The following is a 16,042-nucleotide window of genomic DNA, read 5'->3' as shown; positions in this document are numbered from 1 at the left end:
GTCGTAGCCGAGGTTCGCGGAGAACGTATAGGTGGCGGTGGCGACGCCGAACGGCGCCTCGTCGGCGTCGGTGGCCGTGATCTCCGGCATCGCGGCGAGCACGTCGCCGGTGATGGCGGTGTTGCCGATGCCGGCCGTCGCGGCGAGCATCGCGTACACGTCCGGGATCAGGCGCTCACGGTTGACGATCGGCATGCCGCCGGTCGCGTCCTTCGGCACGGTCAGCGGGATGACGATGTCGCGCACGGCGTGCTTCGAGGTGCCGCCGTCCGGGTCGTTGTCCCAGTAGGTGTCGAGGTGGATGTCGAGGTCGTACTCGCCCTTCTCCTCGTCGACGGCGCGGATCTCGTAGTCCTTGTCGCCGAGCGCGGTGCCGTAGGCCGGGTTGTCGGTCACATGGCCGACCCAGGAGATGTTCGGGGACTTGCGGATGAAGTCCTCGGCGCTGGCCGCCTCGCCGAGCGTCGCGTACAGCGGCGCGGCGGCATCCTCCGTCAGTTCCTTGGCGCGCTCGATCGCGGCCGACTCGAAACGGCCGAGGATGTCGGCCACTGGCTCGTCGACGGTCGTGATGCCAGCCACGGAGATCGGGCCCGGGATCACACGCACGGAATCGGCCGGATAACGCGGGTCCTCGGACTGCCACAGCTGGTCCTGGCCCCACCAACGCAGCAGGTCGTTGTCGATGACCGGCACGAACGGCATCGGCTTGGGGTACTCGCGCACGAGCACCGGGAACCACGCCTCGTCGGCCGGCGTCACCGTGATTCTGGCGGCCTGCGGGTACTCGCGCTCCAACGCGGCGATCGCCGGCGCGGGGTCCTTGATCACGTCGTCGCGCGTCACGCCGAGCTTCGAGGCGAACTCGCCGGAGTCGACGTCGGCGACGCGCGCCTCGATGCGGTGCAGCAGGTCGAGGAAGCGGTCGGCGTACGTGTCGTCGACCCACGGGTAGGCGAGCTCGGCGAAACGCTGCGCCCACTGGAGGTAGGTCATCGTCTTCAGGTCGCCGAAGTACGGCTTGGCGGTCTTGTCGAGCGCCTCGATGATCTCGGCGCGGCGGGACTCCAGCTCCTCCGGGTGCTTCATCACGCGCACGAGCAGGCGGCCGCACTCGGCGGACGAGTTCTCCACCTCGTAGATGTCGGCGTGCAGATGGGACAGGCCAGAAGCGACGCCGCCGATCGACTTGCCGGACGGCACCCAGCGCTCGCCGGCGGGGGCGAACGGGTCGGTGTCGGAGTCGGCCGCGGTCTCGGCGGTGATGCCGGGGGTCCTGACGAGCAGCTGCTTGACCTCGGGGCTGGTGTGCGCCTCCTTGGCGGTCATCACGGCGGTGCCGACGAGTACACCGTCGACCGGCATGTCGGGCAGGCCGTAGGCGCGCGACCACTGGCCGGACAGGTAGTCGGCCGCGCGGTCGGGCGTGCCGATGCCGCCGCCGGCGACGAGCACGAGGTTGTCGCAGGCGCGCACCTCGGCGTAGGTGGAGGTCAGCAGGTCGTCGAGCGACTCCCAGCTGTGGTGGCCGCCCGCGGCGCCGCCTTCGACCTGCATGAGGATGACGGTCGGGGAAACGGCCTTGGCGATGCGGATCACCTGACGGATCTGGTCGACGGTGCCGGGCTTGAAGCTCACGTACGGCAGGCCGTCCTTCTTCAGCTGCGCGATCAGCGAAGCCGCCTCGTCGAGCTCGGGCACGCCGGCGGAGATGACGACGCCGTCGATCGGGGCGCCGGACGCGCGCTTCTTCGGCACGATGCGGCTGGAGCCGAACTGGAGGTTCCACAGGTAGCGGTCCATGAACATCGCGTTGAATTCGACGGTGCGACCCTCGTCGAGCAGCTCCTCGAGACGGGCGACGTGGCGGTCGAACACCTCGGCGGTGACCTGGCCGCCGCCGGCGAGCTCGGCCCAGTAGCCGGCGTTCGCGGCGGCCGCGACGATCTCCGGGTCGACGGTGGTGGGGGTCATGCCGGGCAGCAGCACCGGCGGCTTGCCGGTGAGCTCGGAGAACTTGGTGACGAGCCTGTCGCCGGCGGGCGTATGCGCCACACGCGGGGCGAACACCGTCCAGTTCTGGGTGCGCGCGGGCTCGTCGGTCGCGGTGGACAGGGCGGCGCGTTCGGCGAGCGTGGTCGCTTCGACGACGCCGACACCGGTGCCTTCGACGACGTGGCCGATGAGCTTGCCGAGCGTCGATCCCGGCCCCATGTCGACGATCCACAGCTTGGCCGGGTCGGCGCCCTCGAGCGCGGCGCGCACGCGGGCGGCCCAGTCGACGTGGTTCAGCAGCACCTCCTCGGCGAGGGCGCGGGCGCGGTCCTCGTCGAAGCCGCAGGCGCGGGCCCAGTCGACGGTCCGGTCGACGGCCGGCTGCATGAGCGGCGAGTGGAACGGCAGGGTGACGTCGAGGTATTCGAGCACGGGGGCGAACACGGCGCCGCCGCGCACCTTCTCCTCGCGCAGGCGCGCCTGCTTCTTGTGCTCCTTGGCGGCTTCGACGCCGAACGCGGCGAGGTCGTCCGGGAAGCCGGACAGGACGTGGTGGCTGGCGGAGTTGGTCACGGCGATGGAGATCGGGCCGCGCGGGTTGTTGACACGGGCGGCGAGCGCCTCGACCTGGGCGCGCGTGGCGCCGCGCACGGACAGCATCGGCGTGGCCTCGCCGGCGCGCGGACTCAGCGCGAGCTCGCGGGCGGCGCGGGTGCCGGCGGCGCCGATCAGCGCGGCGGTGGCGAGGATCTCGTCGATCTGGTCGCGCGCGGCGTCGATCGAACCGGCCTCGCGGATCGCCTTGACCATGTGCACGGCGAGCACGCCCTGCGAGTGGCCGAGCACGGCGGTCGGGTTGGCACGGGTGACGTCGTATCCCAGATGGTTCAGGTCGATGAGCGCGCCGAGCTGGGTCAGGGCGATGCCCTCGACCGAGGCGGTGGCGTCGGCCGCGGCGCCGAGACGGGCCGGGTTCGGGGTGAAGCCGAACAGGTCGACCGGCCGTCCGGTGGTGGCCAGCAGCTCGGCGTTGACGGGGGTGAGCTTGGCGTAGGCGGCGTCGACGTGGGCGTGCAGCGCGTCGGCGAGCTCGGGGTCGGTGGTCTGGTCGGCGAGCGCGACCGGCCACGGCGTGGATTGGCCGGCGAAGGCGAGCGCGTGCGGTTCGCCTTCGGCCAGGCGGTTGAGGAAGAAGGTGGTCATGGTGTTCCTATCTGTTCCTGATTGGTGGTGTTGTGTAGGTCTGTTGTGTAGGTCTGTTGGTTACGTTTCGTTATGCGGTGAATCAGAGTGGCTGGTTCCCGTGGTGCTTGGTCGTGCGCCTCACGCGCCGCTTCGAGGCGAGCGTCGCCAGCGATTCGACGATCGCCTCGCGCGTCTGCTCGGGGTCGATCATCGCGTCGATCTGCCCGAGTTCGAGCGAGAGGTTCGCGTTGACGGTGGTCTCCTCGTATTCGGCGATGTACTTCGCGCGCAGCGCCTCGACGTCCTGCCCGGAGGCCTTCGCCTTGGCGAGGTCGTGGCGGTGGATGATGTTGACCGCGCCGGCCGCGCCGAGCACGGCGATCTGCGAGGACGGCCACGCGAAGTTCATGTCGGCGCCGATCGCCTTGGACCCCATCACGATGTACGCGCCGCCGAACGCCTTGCGCAGCACGACGGTGACGAGCGGCACCTGCGCGTTGGCGTAGGCGTAGATCACCTTGGCGCCGCGGCGGATGATGCCGGCGTGCTCCTGTTCGGCGCCGGGCTTGTATCCGGGGGTGTCCACGAGGGTGATGACCGGCAGGTTGAACGCGTCGCACAGGCGCACGAACCGGGCGATCTTCTCGGAGGCGTCGACGTCGAGGATGCCGGCGTTGACGTTCGGCTGGTTGGCGACCACGCCGACCGGATGCCCATCGACGCACGCGAACCCGACGAGCGCGGAGGCGGCGAAGCGTTCATGCACCTGCACGAACTCGCCGTAGTCGACGACGCAGCGGATCACGTCGAGCATGTCGTAGGGCTGGCGGTCGTTGTCCGGGACGATCCCGGCGAGACGCTTGGCGGTCTCGCGTTCGGCGCGCGTGGCGGCGTAGGCGTAGACCGGCGGCTGCTCGTCGGAGTTGGACGGCAGGTAGGCGAGCACGGTGCGCGCGTAGTCGATCGCGTCGGACTCGTCCTCGCCCAGGTAGTGGGCGACGCCGGACTTGCGGCTGTGCACGTCGCCGCCGCCCAGATCGGCCATCGAGATGGTCTCGCCGGTCGCGGCCTTGACGACGTCGGGGCCGGTGACGAACATGTTCGAGTTCTCTCGCGTCATGATGATGAGGTCGGTCAGGGCCGGGCAGTAGACGGCGCCGCCGGCGCACGGGCCGAGGATAAGGGAGATCTGCGGGATGAAGCCGCTCGCCTCGCACGTCTTGCGGAAGATGCGCCCGTACTGGGTGAGCGCGGCGACGCCCTCCTGGATGCGCGCGCCGCCGGAGTCGACGATCGCGACGACCGGCACCTTGAGGCTGATCGCCATGTCCATCAGGTGGCAGATCTTCTCGCCCTCCGCGGCGCCGAGCGTGCCGCCGCGCACGGAGAAGTCCTGCGCGTAGACGGCGACCTTGCGCCCGTAGACGAGTCCGAAGCCGCAGATCACGGCCGATCCGGCGTTGCCGGCGTTGATGTTGCCGCCCTGGAAGCGGCCGATCTCCTCGAAGGTGCCGGTGTCGAACAGCAGGTCGAGGCGCTCGCGCGCGGTCTTCTTGTGCTTGGCGTGCTGCTTGTCGCGCGCGCGGCTTTCGGCGTCGCGGGCGAGCTGCGCGGCGCGGATCACGGCGGCGCGCAGCGGCTGGCCGCCCTGTTCCTCACCCGACCCCTGTTCCACGGGTTGTTTCACGGCGTCGCGCACGGCGGGGCTGTTCATGATGTCGGTCATTTCGCGGCCTCCTCACCCTGCGGCTTGGCGGCGTCGCCCTTGGCCGAGCCACCCTTGGCCGAGCCGGACGCCCCAACCACGTCCAGCGTGACCAACGTGTCGCCGGCCTCCACGCCATCGGCGGGACCGACGAAGATCTTGGTGACCGTGCCGGCGGCCGGCGCGTACACGTAGTTCTCCATCTTCATCGACTCGAGCACGACGAGCAGGTCGCCCTTCGCCACCTGCTGGCCGGCCGCGACGTTGATGCGCGTGACGACCGCCTGCATCGGCGAGGCGATGACGCCCGACTTCGCGCCGTCGTCGATCGCGCCGCGCGCGGGTCCGGCGCTGTGCGACCCGCCGCCGCGCAACGGCTGCGTCGGGCGGTTCGCGCCGCGCACGCGCGCCCCGCCGGTCAGGCTCTCGACGATGTCGACCGGCACGGTGAGCTTGACGCGCTGGTCGTTCATCTCGATGACGAACGTCTCGGTGGCGTCCTTCTTCTCGCCGTCCGCCCCCGCGCCGGCCCCCGCCGCCGCGGCGAGCGAGGCGGGCTGGCCGGCGCCCACGGTGCCGGGCTCGCGGTTCAGGTACGTGCGTTCCAGCCATTTCGTGCTCACGTCGAAGGCGTGGCCGTGTTCGGCGGTGAACGCGTCGTCGCGGAAGATCCTCTTGAACAGCGGGATCGGAGTGGGCACGCCCTCGATCGTCATCTCGTCGAGCACGCGGCGCACGCGTGCGACCGCGTCGAGGCGGTTCTGCGCGGTGACGACGACCTTGCCCATCATCGAATCGAACTTCGGCGAGACGGTGTCGCCCTCGACGACGCCGGTGTCGATGCGCACGCCGGGGCCGGACGGCCAGACGATGCGCTCCAGCGTGCCGGCCGACGGTGTCAGGTTCGTGGCCGGGTCCTCGGAGGTGATGCGCAGCTCGAAGCTGTGGCCGCGCGGCTCGGGCGCGGGCGTCAGCTCGCCGCCGGAGGCGATGACGAGCTGCTCGCGCACGAGGTCGAGGCCACAGACCTCCTCAGAGACGGTGTGCTCGACCTGGAGTCGCGGATTGACCTCGAGGAAGTAGACCTTGCCGTTCGGCGTCACCATGAACTCGCAGGTGCCGAGGCCGGTGTAGCCGACCGTCTCGAACAGGCGGCGCGAGTACTCCTTGAGCGTCTCGGTGACCTTCTCGGGCAGGAACGGCGCGGGCGCCTCCTCGACGAGCTTCTGGTTGCGCCGCTGCAGCGAGCAGTCACGCGTCGAGTAGACGGTGAAGTTGCCGTGGCTGTCACGGCCGGACTGCGTCTCGACATGACGCGCCTTATCGATGAACTTCTCGATGAAGTACTCGTCGAGGTCGCCGCCCTCGAGCGCGTCGTGGTTGGTGTAGAAGCGACGCAGCTCCTCGTCGTCGCGCACGACGGTGATGCCGTGCCCGCCGCCGCCGTCCGTGCGCTTCATCATGATCGGGTAGCCGTGCGTGTGCGCGAAGTCGAGCAGCGTGCGGATGTCCCTGACCGACTCCGACAGGCCCGGCACCGGCGGCACCTTGGCTCGCAGGGCGACCCTGCGGGCGGTGATCTTGTCGCCGAGGTCGACGAGCGCGGTGTGATGCGGCCCGACCCAGATCGCGCCGGCCGCCTCGACCTTCTGCGCGAAGCTCGGCACCTCGGAGAGGAACCCGTAGCCCGGGTGCACCGCGTCGGCGCCGGATCGGTGGATGATGTCGACGAGCAGGTCCTCGTTGAGATACGTGTCCTGATAGGTGTCGCCGGGCAGGAGGTACGCCTCGTCCGCGAGGTCGACGTATTGCGAGTCGCGGTCCTGTTCGGCGTACACGGCCACCGTGGCGATGCCCATCTCGCGCGCGGTCCTCACCACGCGCAGGGCGATCTCACCACGGTTGGCGATCAGCAGTTTCTTGACGATATGCCCCATATCGTCAGATTGTTCTCCCGATTACTGACGCTTTCAATCGAAATGTCTACAAAACGACCGCGGAAGTTTTGTCGCGTTCCACAAACGTCACCGTAGGTTCGCGGGATTATCGTCGGTGGCAATCATCCAAGCAGAAGGGGAAATCATGTCCAACACACCCGAAACCACCACAGCCGCCAAGACGTCCGTCAAGACCGCCGTCAAGCCGGACGAGCCCAAGGCCGTCTCCGTCGCCCGCCGCGCGGCCGCCGTCTCATGGAAGCCGGCGCTGTTCGCCGTGCTCATGTGGGTCTCCGCCGCGGCCGGCCAGATCCCGATCCCCGGCACGCCGGTGCCGATCACGCTGCAGACCTTCGTCGTGATGCTCGCCGGCCTCATGCTCACCTGGCGTCAGGCCGGCGCGGCGGTCGCCGCCTACCTCGCCGCGGGCGCGGCCGGCCTGCCGGTGTTCGCCGGCGGCGCCTCGACGATGGCGCTGGTCGGCCCGAGCGCCGGCTTCCTGCTCGGCTTCCTGCCGGGCGTCGTCGTGATCGCGCTGCTGCGCGGCAAGGGCGGCAAGGGCAAGTCCGCATCGATCCTGACCGCGCTGCGCTACTTCGCCGCGGCGATCCTCGGCGGCGTCGTGGTCGTCTACGCGTTCGGCGTCCTCATCCAGTCGACGCTGACCGGCCTGCCGGTCGCCGCCGTGGCCGTCGCGTCGATGGGCTTCATCATCGGCGACATCGTCAAGGCGTTCGTCGCCTCCCTCGCGGCCGCCGGTCTCGCGCGTCTGCGCTGAGCCGGACCTACTGCAGCAATCCCACCTCGCTCGCCAGCAACGCTCGCGTCACGCCATCGGGCGTCTCGACGTTGATCGACGCGTCGTCGTTCAGCGCGACGACCACGCCGCGCACGGCCGACCCGTCGATCAGCTGCGCCTCGATCTCACGGCCCATCATCCAGCAGACGTGACGCATCTCCGAACGCAGCCGCCCGGCCTCGACCATCGGCGAGTCCACGAACGTCTCCAGACGTCTGCGCAGCGACTCGACGAACCGGGAGAGCACGCCGTCTCGCAACGACTCGATGTCCGGCAACGGACCCACGTTCATCTGCAGCGACGTGGCCTGCGGCGTGGGCAGGTGGTCGGCGGGCACCAGCAGGTTCGCACCGAAGCTGAACGCCACCACGCGCCACGCGCCGGACGCGGGGCCGCCGGACGGCGACGGCATCACCTCGGTCACGGTGCCGCCGATCTTGAGTCCGTGGCAGTAGATGTCGTTCGGCCATTTCAGCTTGAACCCGCAGTCCTCGTCGTACGGGCGGGCGCCGCACGCGTCGATCTCGCCCTCGAGCGCGTCCAGCGCGGCGAGTTCGCCGATCATCGCCAGCCATCCGTTGAACAGCTCGTCGTCCGCGACCCGCGCCGGCACCGGCACGACCGCCGTCGCCGTGAGCGATTTGCCGGGCACCGTGATCCACGGCCGGCCGAACCGCACCAGCGCGTTGCTCAGGTAGTCAGCGGCGATCACGGTGATCGGCAGATGGTCCGAGGCCAGTTCCCCGGACTCGCCCACGTTCACGACGATTTCGCCGCGTTCGACCATGCGTCGCGCCCCCGCATGAGTCGAATCCATGTCGGCCACCGAGACAACCATGTCCGCGACCGATCTCGTTCTTTCCAGTCGCGGCGCTGCGACCTTCAGCAATGACATCATAGTCTTCACCATACGCCCACATGTCCGATGCGTCAAAGCCACTGGACGCAGTCGACCAGAAAACAACCCGTCAACAGGGGAAGAGCGCGGTCAGGGACCAGTTCCCGGCGTCCTCCTCGATGGTGAGCGAGCCGCCACGGCGTTCCGCGAAATCACGGTAGTAGGCGAGCCCCCGTCCGGTGGAAGCCCCTTCGGCCGGACGATCACGGTCGGCGCCGTGCGCGCCAGCCCGCTTCGGCGTATCCGCCAGTGACACGACGACGCCCTCCGCGCGCCCCGAAACGGCCAACGCATAGCCCCGTTCGGGATCGGCGTGCTTGGCGATGTTCGCGAAACACTCCTTGAGGAAGGACGCCACCACCGTCAGATCCGCGCGTTCCAGACCGGCCGGCACGCTCTGCGGCATCACCACGGCGCCAGTGAAACCGATCCGCTCGAGCCGCGCGGTCTCGGTCGTCACCAAGGCGCGCAACACATCCCACGACGTTTCGCCACAGACGGACCCGCCGGACGCGCCAGACGCTCCAGACGGGTCGGCCGGATCACCGACGCCGGCGCCCGCCACATCCACGCCCTCATTCCCCGAGAGCACATGCACCGCCCGCCGCGTACTGTCCAGCGCGCCACGCACGTCCTGAACCATCTCCTGATCGCGATCAAGCCGACCGCCATCACGACCACCCCGATCATCGCGTTCGTCGCGCTGAAGCCGGAGCAGCACGTAACTCAACCGGTTCGCCACGTCGTCGTGTAGCTGATGAACGACCTGGTCGCGACGCAACCGCTGATCACGCTCCCACTGGTCACGCTCACGGCGACGGCGCGCGGACGCCGCCACGATCACCGCCATCACGGCGTTGAGACACACCATGATAAAGGCACACAACACCACCATCAGGTAGTCGGGATGCACCACGTCCGCGATTGACCCGGTGACCAGCGGCGTCAGCACGCACAGATCGAACGCGATCTGTCCCGCCAGCACGTTCCCGTGCGCGGTCACGACGATGGCGAGCAGCACGTTGAGCATCAGTGTCCACGTCGACGTGAACAGCGACGCGGGCAAGCATGACATGACCAGCCATATCCCGCATACGACACGCGCCGCACGGTACGGCATCCACCCGATGAACGGCGTCGCGACCGCAAGGCACGCCGTGCCCACGAGGGAGCAGACACCCATGAGCGCATATCGGGGATCGTCGAGGGAGAACCACCCGTTCATGAGGAGGTTGCCCGTATCGACCAGATTGGCGACCGCGATCAGCACGGCCACCACCGTCAGCAACGGATGCGGACGGCCATCGGCCAGCCCGCCCTCCGCCGCGGTTCTCGGCCGGAACAGCCTCATTAGTCCCGTCAACGACGTCATGAACGTCATATGCGATGCTGTACCTGACATATCCGTATTACCTCCTGTCGCGTGGCGACTCCCAGTTTCCTCATGGCGTGGTGCATGTGCACGTGGACGGTGGATTCGCTGATGCCGAGCGCCCGCGCGATCTCCCCAGTCGTCAGATGCCTGCCGTACAGTCTCGCGACCGCCAGCTCGCGTTCGCTGAGACGGCCGAGACGATCGACGCCCAAGGCCGGTTGACCGTGGCCGTCGGACGACTCCGGTCGACTCCAGCCCTGTGCCGCCTTGACTATCGCGGGACCAAGCATCCGCGGGATGTTCTCCTTGGCGACGAGCGCCTGGCCGCCGGCCCGCGTCAGACTGTCGGCGAACGACTCCGGGTCGAGGGCCGTGATGCCGACGACGCCGATCGTCGATCCGCCTCGGCGCAGGGCGGCGCACACCTCCGGCCCGGTCATGTCGGTGAGCGACATGTCGCTCACCAGCACGTCCGGCGGCTTCGGCGTGTGCAGGCACCGGTGGATCGCCGCGGCTCCGGTGGAGACCGCCCAGATCATATGGAACCTCGGATCAAGCCGTTCGATGGCCACGCGAAGGTACGCCAGGGCATACGGATCGTTGTCCACCAAGCCGATGGCGATGGCGCTCGCGGACCTCGCGGGTCCCGAGGACCCGTCGCGGGGAGATTCCGATGATTCCGGTGCACGGCTGATGTTGCTCATGAGGCCCATGCTAGGGAGCCGGCCGATGATCCCCTAATCGAAGTAAACGATCCCTTTACCGCGTCTTGGCGGGCGGGATCGGCCGGTTCACAATGGTGGTGACAGCACGGAATCGCGGCCAATCGCGAACGACGACGGGAGACGGCATCATGAACGCACGACACATGGCCAAGATCGCGGGATTCATCGTCCTGCTCATCGGCGGTCTCGCCGCCGTGCCGGTGCTCGACTACATACAGTACCTGCATTGGGAGATGCCCGTCTTCGCCGCGCACAACAGCCGCACCGAAGCCGGGATGTCGGATCAATTCAACGACGCGGAAGGACGCCCGCGGGATCCGATGTTCTGATTCATAGACCCGTCATCGATCCGTCACCGATCCGCCGGCACCCGAGCCGGCCTATGACCGGGCGCGTCCGCGAAGGTGCGGCGCAGCCAGTCCTCCGCCAGACGTGGCCAGCATTGCACGCACGGGACGACGTTGGCGTATTTGCCGGCGCCCGCAGTCTCCTCGTCGCCCAATGACAGCCCGTGACTGCCCTCGGGGAAGAGGTGCGCCTCGACGCTCACGCCGGCGGCGTGACAGGCTTGGACGAGCATGAGCGTGTTCTCCACCGGCACGGTGGCGTCGGTCATCGTGTGCCAGACGAATACCGGCGGCGTCTTCGCGTCGATGTGCCGTTCGATCGACAGGCGCTCCAGCATCGCCGACGACTCCGCGTCATCCGCATCCCCCGCCGCGTCGCCCAACAGGCAGCGGAAACTGCCGCGATGGGCCATCGGACCGGAGGTGATCACCGGATAGGCCAGCATCAGCGCGTCCGGACGGACCTCGTCCGGGTCCAGACCGTGCGCGCGAAGGTCGTCGTCGCCAGCCGCGGTGGCGAGGTTCGCCGCCAGATGACCGCCGGCCGAGAATCCCAGCACCGCCACGCGCCGCGGGCCCACATGCCATTCGTCGGCGTGATCTCGGATGAGGCGCATTGCCTCACCCGCCTCGACCAGCGCCACCGGATAGCGGCTCGGACGGACCGAATACCGCAGGATGAACACGTTGAACCCGCGTCCGAGGAACCTGAGCGCCACCGGCTCGGCCTCACGATCGGAGGTCATCGCGTACGCACCGCCGGGCAGGATCAGGATGGACGCCCGACGCCGTGCGGGGTCCATCTCCCGACTGTTGTCCGCCACGTATCCGGTGAACCGCGCCTCGCTGCCGTCGATGCCGGTGATCGTCCGCTCGATGTACTGCATATATGCCTCCTCGCCTTCCATCGTAACCGTGATCGTCCAACGCGCGCCCGCCCGAAATGCGGACCCCGCGCGTATACTGTTCGCGGCCTTTTCGCGGACACCCGCCGTTTCCGTTCCGGACAGCTCCGGGCAATCTCGGGCGGCGGCCGCATATGAGGAAGCAGCACATGACAACGACCATCATCGATCGAGAGAGAGCATGATCAAGACCGACACCGACATGAGGAAACGCCCCGAACCCGCGCCCCCGTCCGACGACGACGCGACGACCGCACATACGACGGTCGGCGGCAGCGACGACGCCGACCACACCAACGACAACACCACCAACACCAACACCAAGCACGCCCTGCACACCAACCTCAAACGCGGCATGGAGTCGCGACACCTCCAGATGATCTCGCTCGGCGGCGTGATCGGCACCGGCCTGTTCCTGAGCTCCGGCTACACGATCCAGCAGGCGGGCCCGATCGGCACGATCCTCGCGTACGGCATCGGCGCCGTCATCGTGTATCTGGTGATGCTCACGCTCGGCGAGCTGTCCGTGGCGATGCCGGTGACCGGCTCGTTCCACGTCTACGCCGAAAAGTTCATCGGGCCGGGCACCGGATTCGTCATCGCGATCCAGTACTGGCTCACCTGGACGGTGGCCTTGGGATCGGAGTTCACCGCCGCGGGTCTGCTCATGCAACGATGGTTCCCGCATACGCCCACCTGGATATGGTCGGCGGCATGCATCGTATTGATCTTCGTCGCCAACGCCCTTTCGGTGAGATTCTTCGCCGAGGCGGAGTTCCTGTTCGCCTCGATCAAGGTGTTCGCGATCTGCGCGTTCATCCTCATCGGCCTCTTGGCGATCTTCGGCGCGGTGCCGATCTCCGGCTACGACCACGCGCCCCTGTTCGGCAACCTCGTCAAGGACGGCATCTTCCCCAACGGCTTCATGCCGGTGTTCGCGACGATCCTCACCGTCAACTTCGCCTTCTCCGGCACCGAGCTGATCGGCGTGACCGCCGGCGAGACGCGCGATCCGGAGACCGCCGTGCCGAAGGCGATCCACACGACATTGTGGCGTCTGGTCCTGTTCTTCATCGGCTCGATCACCGTGATGTGCGCGCTGATCCCGTGGCGCGAGGCTGGCGTGGGCGAAAGCCCATTCGTGCTCGTGTTCAACTCGATCGGCATCCCGTACGCAGCCGACATCATGAACTTCGTGGTGCTGACGGCCGTGCTGTCCGCGTCGAACTCGGGCCTGTACGCCTCCACGCGCATGGTGTGGTCGATGGGCAACGAGGGCATGATCCCCCGCTGGTTCGCCAAGACGAACCGCCACGGCGTGCCGATGCTGGCCCTGTGCGCGGCGATGGCCGGAGGACTTCTGGCCCTGTTGAGCTCGGTGATCGCGGCCTCGACCGTGTATCTGGTGTTGGTGGCGCTCTCCGGCCTGTCCGCCGTGGTGGTGTGGATCGCGATCGCGTACTGCCAGATCGTGTTCCGCAAGCGCTGGATCGCCTCGGGTCACACGGTCAAGGAGCTCAAGTACGCGACGCCGGGCTACCCGTACACCTCGTGGGGCGCGTTCATCCTGTGCACCGCCTCGTTCCTCCTGGTCTTCTTCGACAAGGAGCAACGGTTCGCCCTCGGCGCCGAGATCGTCTTCATCATCGTGTGCTACGCCGCCTACTTCGTCCAGCGGTGGTGGCGCCAACGGCATCCCGTTCCACCCCCGGACCTCCACTGATCCGGAGCCAATCCGGGACCACATCCGACCAACCCCCACTACGCCCAACCCATATCCACACCAACCAACAACCACCCCAACCCATCCCAACAACAACCAACCCCCGAACCACGACTAACACCAACCCCACCTACAGTACGTTCCTCCGGAGTATTCCGTATGGTTTCCGGAGGAACGTACTGTAGGGGACCGCCAGTGTACGTTCCCCCGGAAAGACGACGAAAAGGTCCGGAAGAACGTACCGTGAGGATCAGTCAGCGTACGTTCCCCCGGAAGGGTGACGAGAAAGTCCGGGGAAACGTACCGTGAGGATCAGTCAGCGTACGTTCTCCCGGAAGGGTGACGAGAAAGTCCGGGGAAACGTACCGTGAGGATCAGTCAGCGTACGAACGGCCGGGCCGATAAGCCCGGATACGACAAACCCCGCCTGTACTCAGGCGGGGTTTGTGTTCGGGTGGGCGATGTAGGAATCGAACCTACGACCCCTTCGGTGTGAACGAAGTGCGCTAGCCGCTGCGCCAATCGCCCGAATCTGCAATTATCAGCCACAAAAACAAAACCGGCAGTCACCTGCCGGCCGTTTTCGAGTGGGCGATACAAGATTCGAACTTGTGACCCCTTCCGTGTCAGGGAAGTGCGCTACCACTGCGCCAACCGCCCGGGTCATTCATCCAGCCGAAACCGGCTTTCCGAGAGCGGACAACGGGACTCGAACCCGCGGTCTCAACCTTGGCAAGGTTGCGCTTTACCAACTAAGCTATGTCCGCAGTGCAACGCTCGAAGCGAAGCAACAGGGGGATAATATACACGACATTCCACCACCTCGCATCCTCGGCGTGTCGCGCCGGTTTTCGGGCGATTCCCCGCCGACCACAAGCAGATCCCCAGACCGACCCCCGAGACCCCCTTCTCGGGCACGGCGGCACCCTCCGTCACTCCGGGACAACCGCACAATCCCCCGGTATCCGCCGAATATCACACGAAACCCGCGGTTTTATCCGAGAGGCAAGCCGCCCCTCCCCGACTAGTATTGAGGCGAAGCCCGAAAGGAGGCGCGTCCATGACCAACGTGTTCGACTACGTCAAGACGGAACGACGGCCGTTCACCGACCCGGACGCGCCGTTCAACGAGATCGACGCCCTCGTCTTCTCCTCGCTCTCCTACGAGGACGTGACCGCCTTCTCCCCCACGATCACGCTCGACGAGGATCGCGAGACCTCCTTCCCCGCCAGATTGCGCGCCTTCGAGCCGGATCACCCGTGGGCGTGGCTCAAGGGGCTCGTGCGCGAGCCGTTCGACTCGGTCACGCTCGCCGAGGCGAAGGCGTCGTTGCACGACGGCGAGGGCACTGAGGCCGACGACCTCGACACGCAGATGGTCGGTCTGGTCGATCCGAACAGGACGCACGACTTCTTCGACGCCGTGGCCGATTCGCCGCGATTCGCCGCCACACACCTCGGCGCGGCGGTCGAGCATGTGAACCCCGGCGAGCAGACGCAGTTCGCCGCGATGACGTTCATGCTGCCCGACGGCCGCGGCTGGAACGGCAAACCGCGCGTCAAGGACCCGACGCGCGGCGGCACGCTGGTCATCTCCTTCCGGGGCACCGACGACTCGCTCATCGGCTGGAAGGAGGACTTCAACATGGCCTTCCAGTACCCGGTGCCGGCACAGCGGGCGGCGAGCGCGTACCTCGACATGGTGGCCCGCCTGTGGCGTGGGAACATCGTCCTGACCGGCCATTCGAAGGGCGGCAATCTGGCGGTGTACGCGGCGATGAACGCGACCGACCAGGTGCAGAGCCGCATCCGTCACGTCTATTCGCTCGACGGTCCGGGATTCCCGCCGAACGTGGTCACGTCACGCCAGTATCTCGACATCCAGCCGAAGGTGACGAAGATCGTGCCGAGTTCGTCGATCGTCGGGCAGATCTTCGAGACGCCGGAGCCGTGCCGTGTGGTCACGTCCGATTCGGACGGCATCATGCAGCATTTCACGTTCTCCTGGCAGGTGGAGGGCGATCATTTCGTCTCGGAGCCGGATCTGTCGGCAAGCTCCCAGTTGTTCAACGAGTCGCTGAACAACTGGATGCAGGGGCTGACGGTCGAGCAGCGCGAACGGGCGGTGGACGCCCTGTTCGCGGTGTTGCACGCGAACGGCGCGACGACGTTCTCCGAGGTGATCGCCGGCTTCCCCGGTTCGATCCCCGCGATGATCGGGTCGATGCTGGGCCTGTCCGCGCAGGACCGCAAGCACCTGTTGGAGGCTGTCGCGATCCTCGTCAAGGCCACGATCGCTCGCAACAGCAAGCGGTAGCCGCACCCGGCCCACCCCTTCCAACATGTCACCTTATTGGTTATACTGTCCAAACAAGTCGTCTCAACAGCATGTCCAATAAATCAATACCACCGATACCACGCGACGCCAATCACGCGAAAGGGAGGCCG

General features: G+C 67.4%; 10 protein-coding genes, 3 tRNA genes and 1 pseudogene. 4 read left to right on the top strand and 10 right to left on the bottom strand.

Annotation, left to right across the window (positions count from 1 at the left end; translation table 11 throughout):
• Nucleotides 1–186: 186 nt before the first annotated feature.
• From CSQ85_RS13690 to CSQ85_RS06405, 3 genes and pseudogenes are all read right to left on the bottom strand, one after another.
• Nucleotides 187–3,198, bottom strand: a pseudogene (locus tag CSQ85_RS13690) (fatty acid synthase subunit beta domain-containing protein); the annotation flags it as partial.
• A gap of 82 nt (nucleotides 3,199–3,280) precedes the next feature.
• Complete coding sequence (locus tag CSQ85_RS06410) at nucleotides 3,281–4,906, bottom strand: acyl-CoA carboxylase subunit beta (RefSeq protein WP_150383365.1); 1,626 nt, start codon at nucleotides 4,904–4,906, stop codon at nucleotides 3,281–3,283.
• Nucleotides 4,903–6,822: an acetyl/propionyl/methylcrotonyl-CoA carboxylase subunit alpha gene (locus CSQ85_RS06405; RefSeq protein WP_150383364.1), complete on the bottom strand. Its 1,920-nt coding sequence runs from the start codon at nucleotides 6,820–6,822 to the stop codon at nucleotides 4,903–4,905. Before CSQ85_RS06405 ends, CSQ85_RS06410 begins: the two co-directional genes overlap by 4 nt.
• 145 nt (nucleotides 6,823–6,967) lie before the next feature.
• Here CSQ85_RS06405 and CSQ85_RS06400 point away from each other — a divergent pair, with 145 nt between their 5' ends.
• Complete coding sequence (locus CSQ85_RS06400) at nucleotides 6,968–7,600, top strand: biotin transporter BioY (protein ID WP_150383363.1); 633 nt, start codon at nucleotides 6,968–6,970, stop codon at nucleotides 7,598–7,600.
• A gap of 7 nt (nucleotides 7,601–7,607) precedes the next feature.
• On the opposite strand, the gene CSQ85_RS06395 is transcribed toward CSQ85_RS06400, so the two are convergent.
• The 3 genes from CSQ85_RS06395 to CSQ85_RS06385 form a co-directional block, all read right to left on the bottom strand.
• On the bottom strand, nucleotides 7,608–8,519 hold the full coding sequence (locus tag CSQ85_RS06395) for a biotin--[acetyl-CoA-carboxylase] ligase (protein WP_150383362.1): 912 nt from the start codon (nucleotides 8,517–8,519) through the stop codon (nucleotides 7,608–7,610).
• A gap of 70 nt (nucleotides 8,520–8,589) precedes the next feature.
• Nucleotides 8,590–9,900, bottom strand: coding sequence for a sensor histidine kinase (locus tag CSQ85_RS06390; RefSeq protein ID WP_150383361.1), 1,311 nt, complete (start codon nucleotides 9,898–9,900; stop codon nucleotides 8,590–8,592).
• Nucleotides 9,897–10,598 carry a response regulator transcription factor gene (locus CSQ85_RS06385; RefSeq protein WP_190972923.1) on the bottom strand — a complete coding sequence of 234 codons (702 nt, stop codon included), beginning with the start codon at nucleotides 10,596–10,598 and terminating at the stop codon, nucleotides 9,897–9,899. Before CSQ85_RS06385 ends, CSQ85_RS06390 begins: the two co-directional genes overlap by 4 nt.
• A 149-nt stretch (nucleotides 10,599–10,747) precedes the next feature.
• Here CSQ85_RS06385 and CSQ85_RS06380 point away from each other — a divergent pair, with 149 nt between their 5' ends.
• On the top strand, nucleotides 10,748–10,948 hold the full coding sequence (locus tag CSQ85_RS06380) for a hypothetical protein (RefSeq protein ID WP_150383359.1): 201 nt from the start codon (nucleotides 10,748–10,750) through the stop codon (nucleotides 10,946–10,948).
• A gap of 23 nt (nucleotides 10,949–10,971) precedes the next feature.
• On the opposite strand, the gene CSQ85_RS06375 is transcribed toward CSQ85_RS06380, so the two are convergent.
• Nucleotides 10,972–11,853: an alpha/beta hydrolase gene (locus CSQ85_RS06375; protein ID WP_150383358.1), complete on the bottom strand. Its 882-nt coding sequence runs from the start codon at nucleotides 11,851–11,853 to the stop codon at nucleotides 10,972–10,974.
• Between the two features lie 373 nt (nucleotides 11,854–12,226).
• Here CSQ85_RS06375 and CSQ85_RS06370 point away from each other — a divergent pair, with 373 nt between their 5' ends.
• Nucleotides 12,227–13,594 (top strand): amino acid permease, encoded by a 1,368-nt coding sequence (locus CSQ85_RS06370; RefSeq protein ID WP_223846881.1) that lies wholly within the window; start codon nucleotides 12,227–12,229, stop codon nucleotides 13,592–13,594.
• Nucleotides 13,595–14,049: 455 nt separating this feature from the next.
• Here the strand turns inward: CSQ85_RS06370 and CSQ85_RS06365 are convergent.
• The 3 genes from CSQ85_RS06365 to CSQ85_RS06355 form a co-directional block, all read right to left on the bottom strand.
• Nucleotides 14,050–14,122, bottom strand: a tRNA-Val gene (locus CSQ85_RS06365).
• A gap of 60 nt (nucleotides 14,123–14,182) precedes the next feature.
• Nucleotides 14,183–14,254 (bottom strand) — tRNA-Val (locus CSQ85_RS06360).
• Nucleotides 14,255–14,288: 34 nt separating this feature from the next.
• Nucleotides 14,289–14,361: transfer RNA gene (locus tag CSQ85_RS06355), tRNA-Gly, on the bottom strand.
• Nucleotides 14,362–14,654: 293 nt separating this feature from the next.
• On the opposite strand from CSQ85_RS06355, the gene CSQ85_RS06350 reads away from it, so the two are divergent.
• A complete protein-coding gene (locus CSQ85_RS06350; RefSeq protein ID WP_150383356.1) occupies nucleotides 14,655–15,911 on the top strand; it encodes a DUF2974 domain-containing protein in 1,257 nt (418 codons plus the stop codon).
• Nucleotides 15,912–16,042 lie beyond the last annotated feature (131 nt).

The organism is Bifidobacterium rousetti (assembly GCF_008698235.1).
GTDB classification, from domain to species: domain Bacteria; phylum Actinomycetota; class Actinomycetes; order Actinomycetales; family Bifidobacteriaceae; genus Bifidobacterium; species Bifidobacterium rousetti.
Note: the sequence above shows the minus strand (reverse complement) of the source record. Positions and strands in the feature narration are given on the sequence as shown.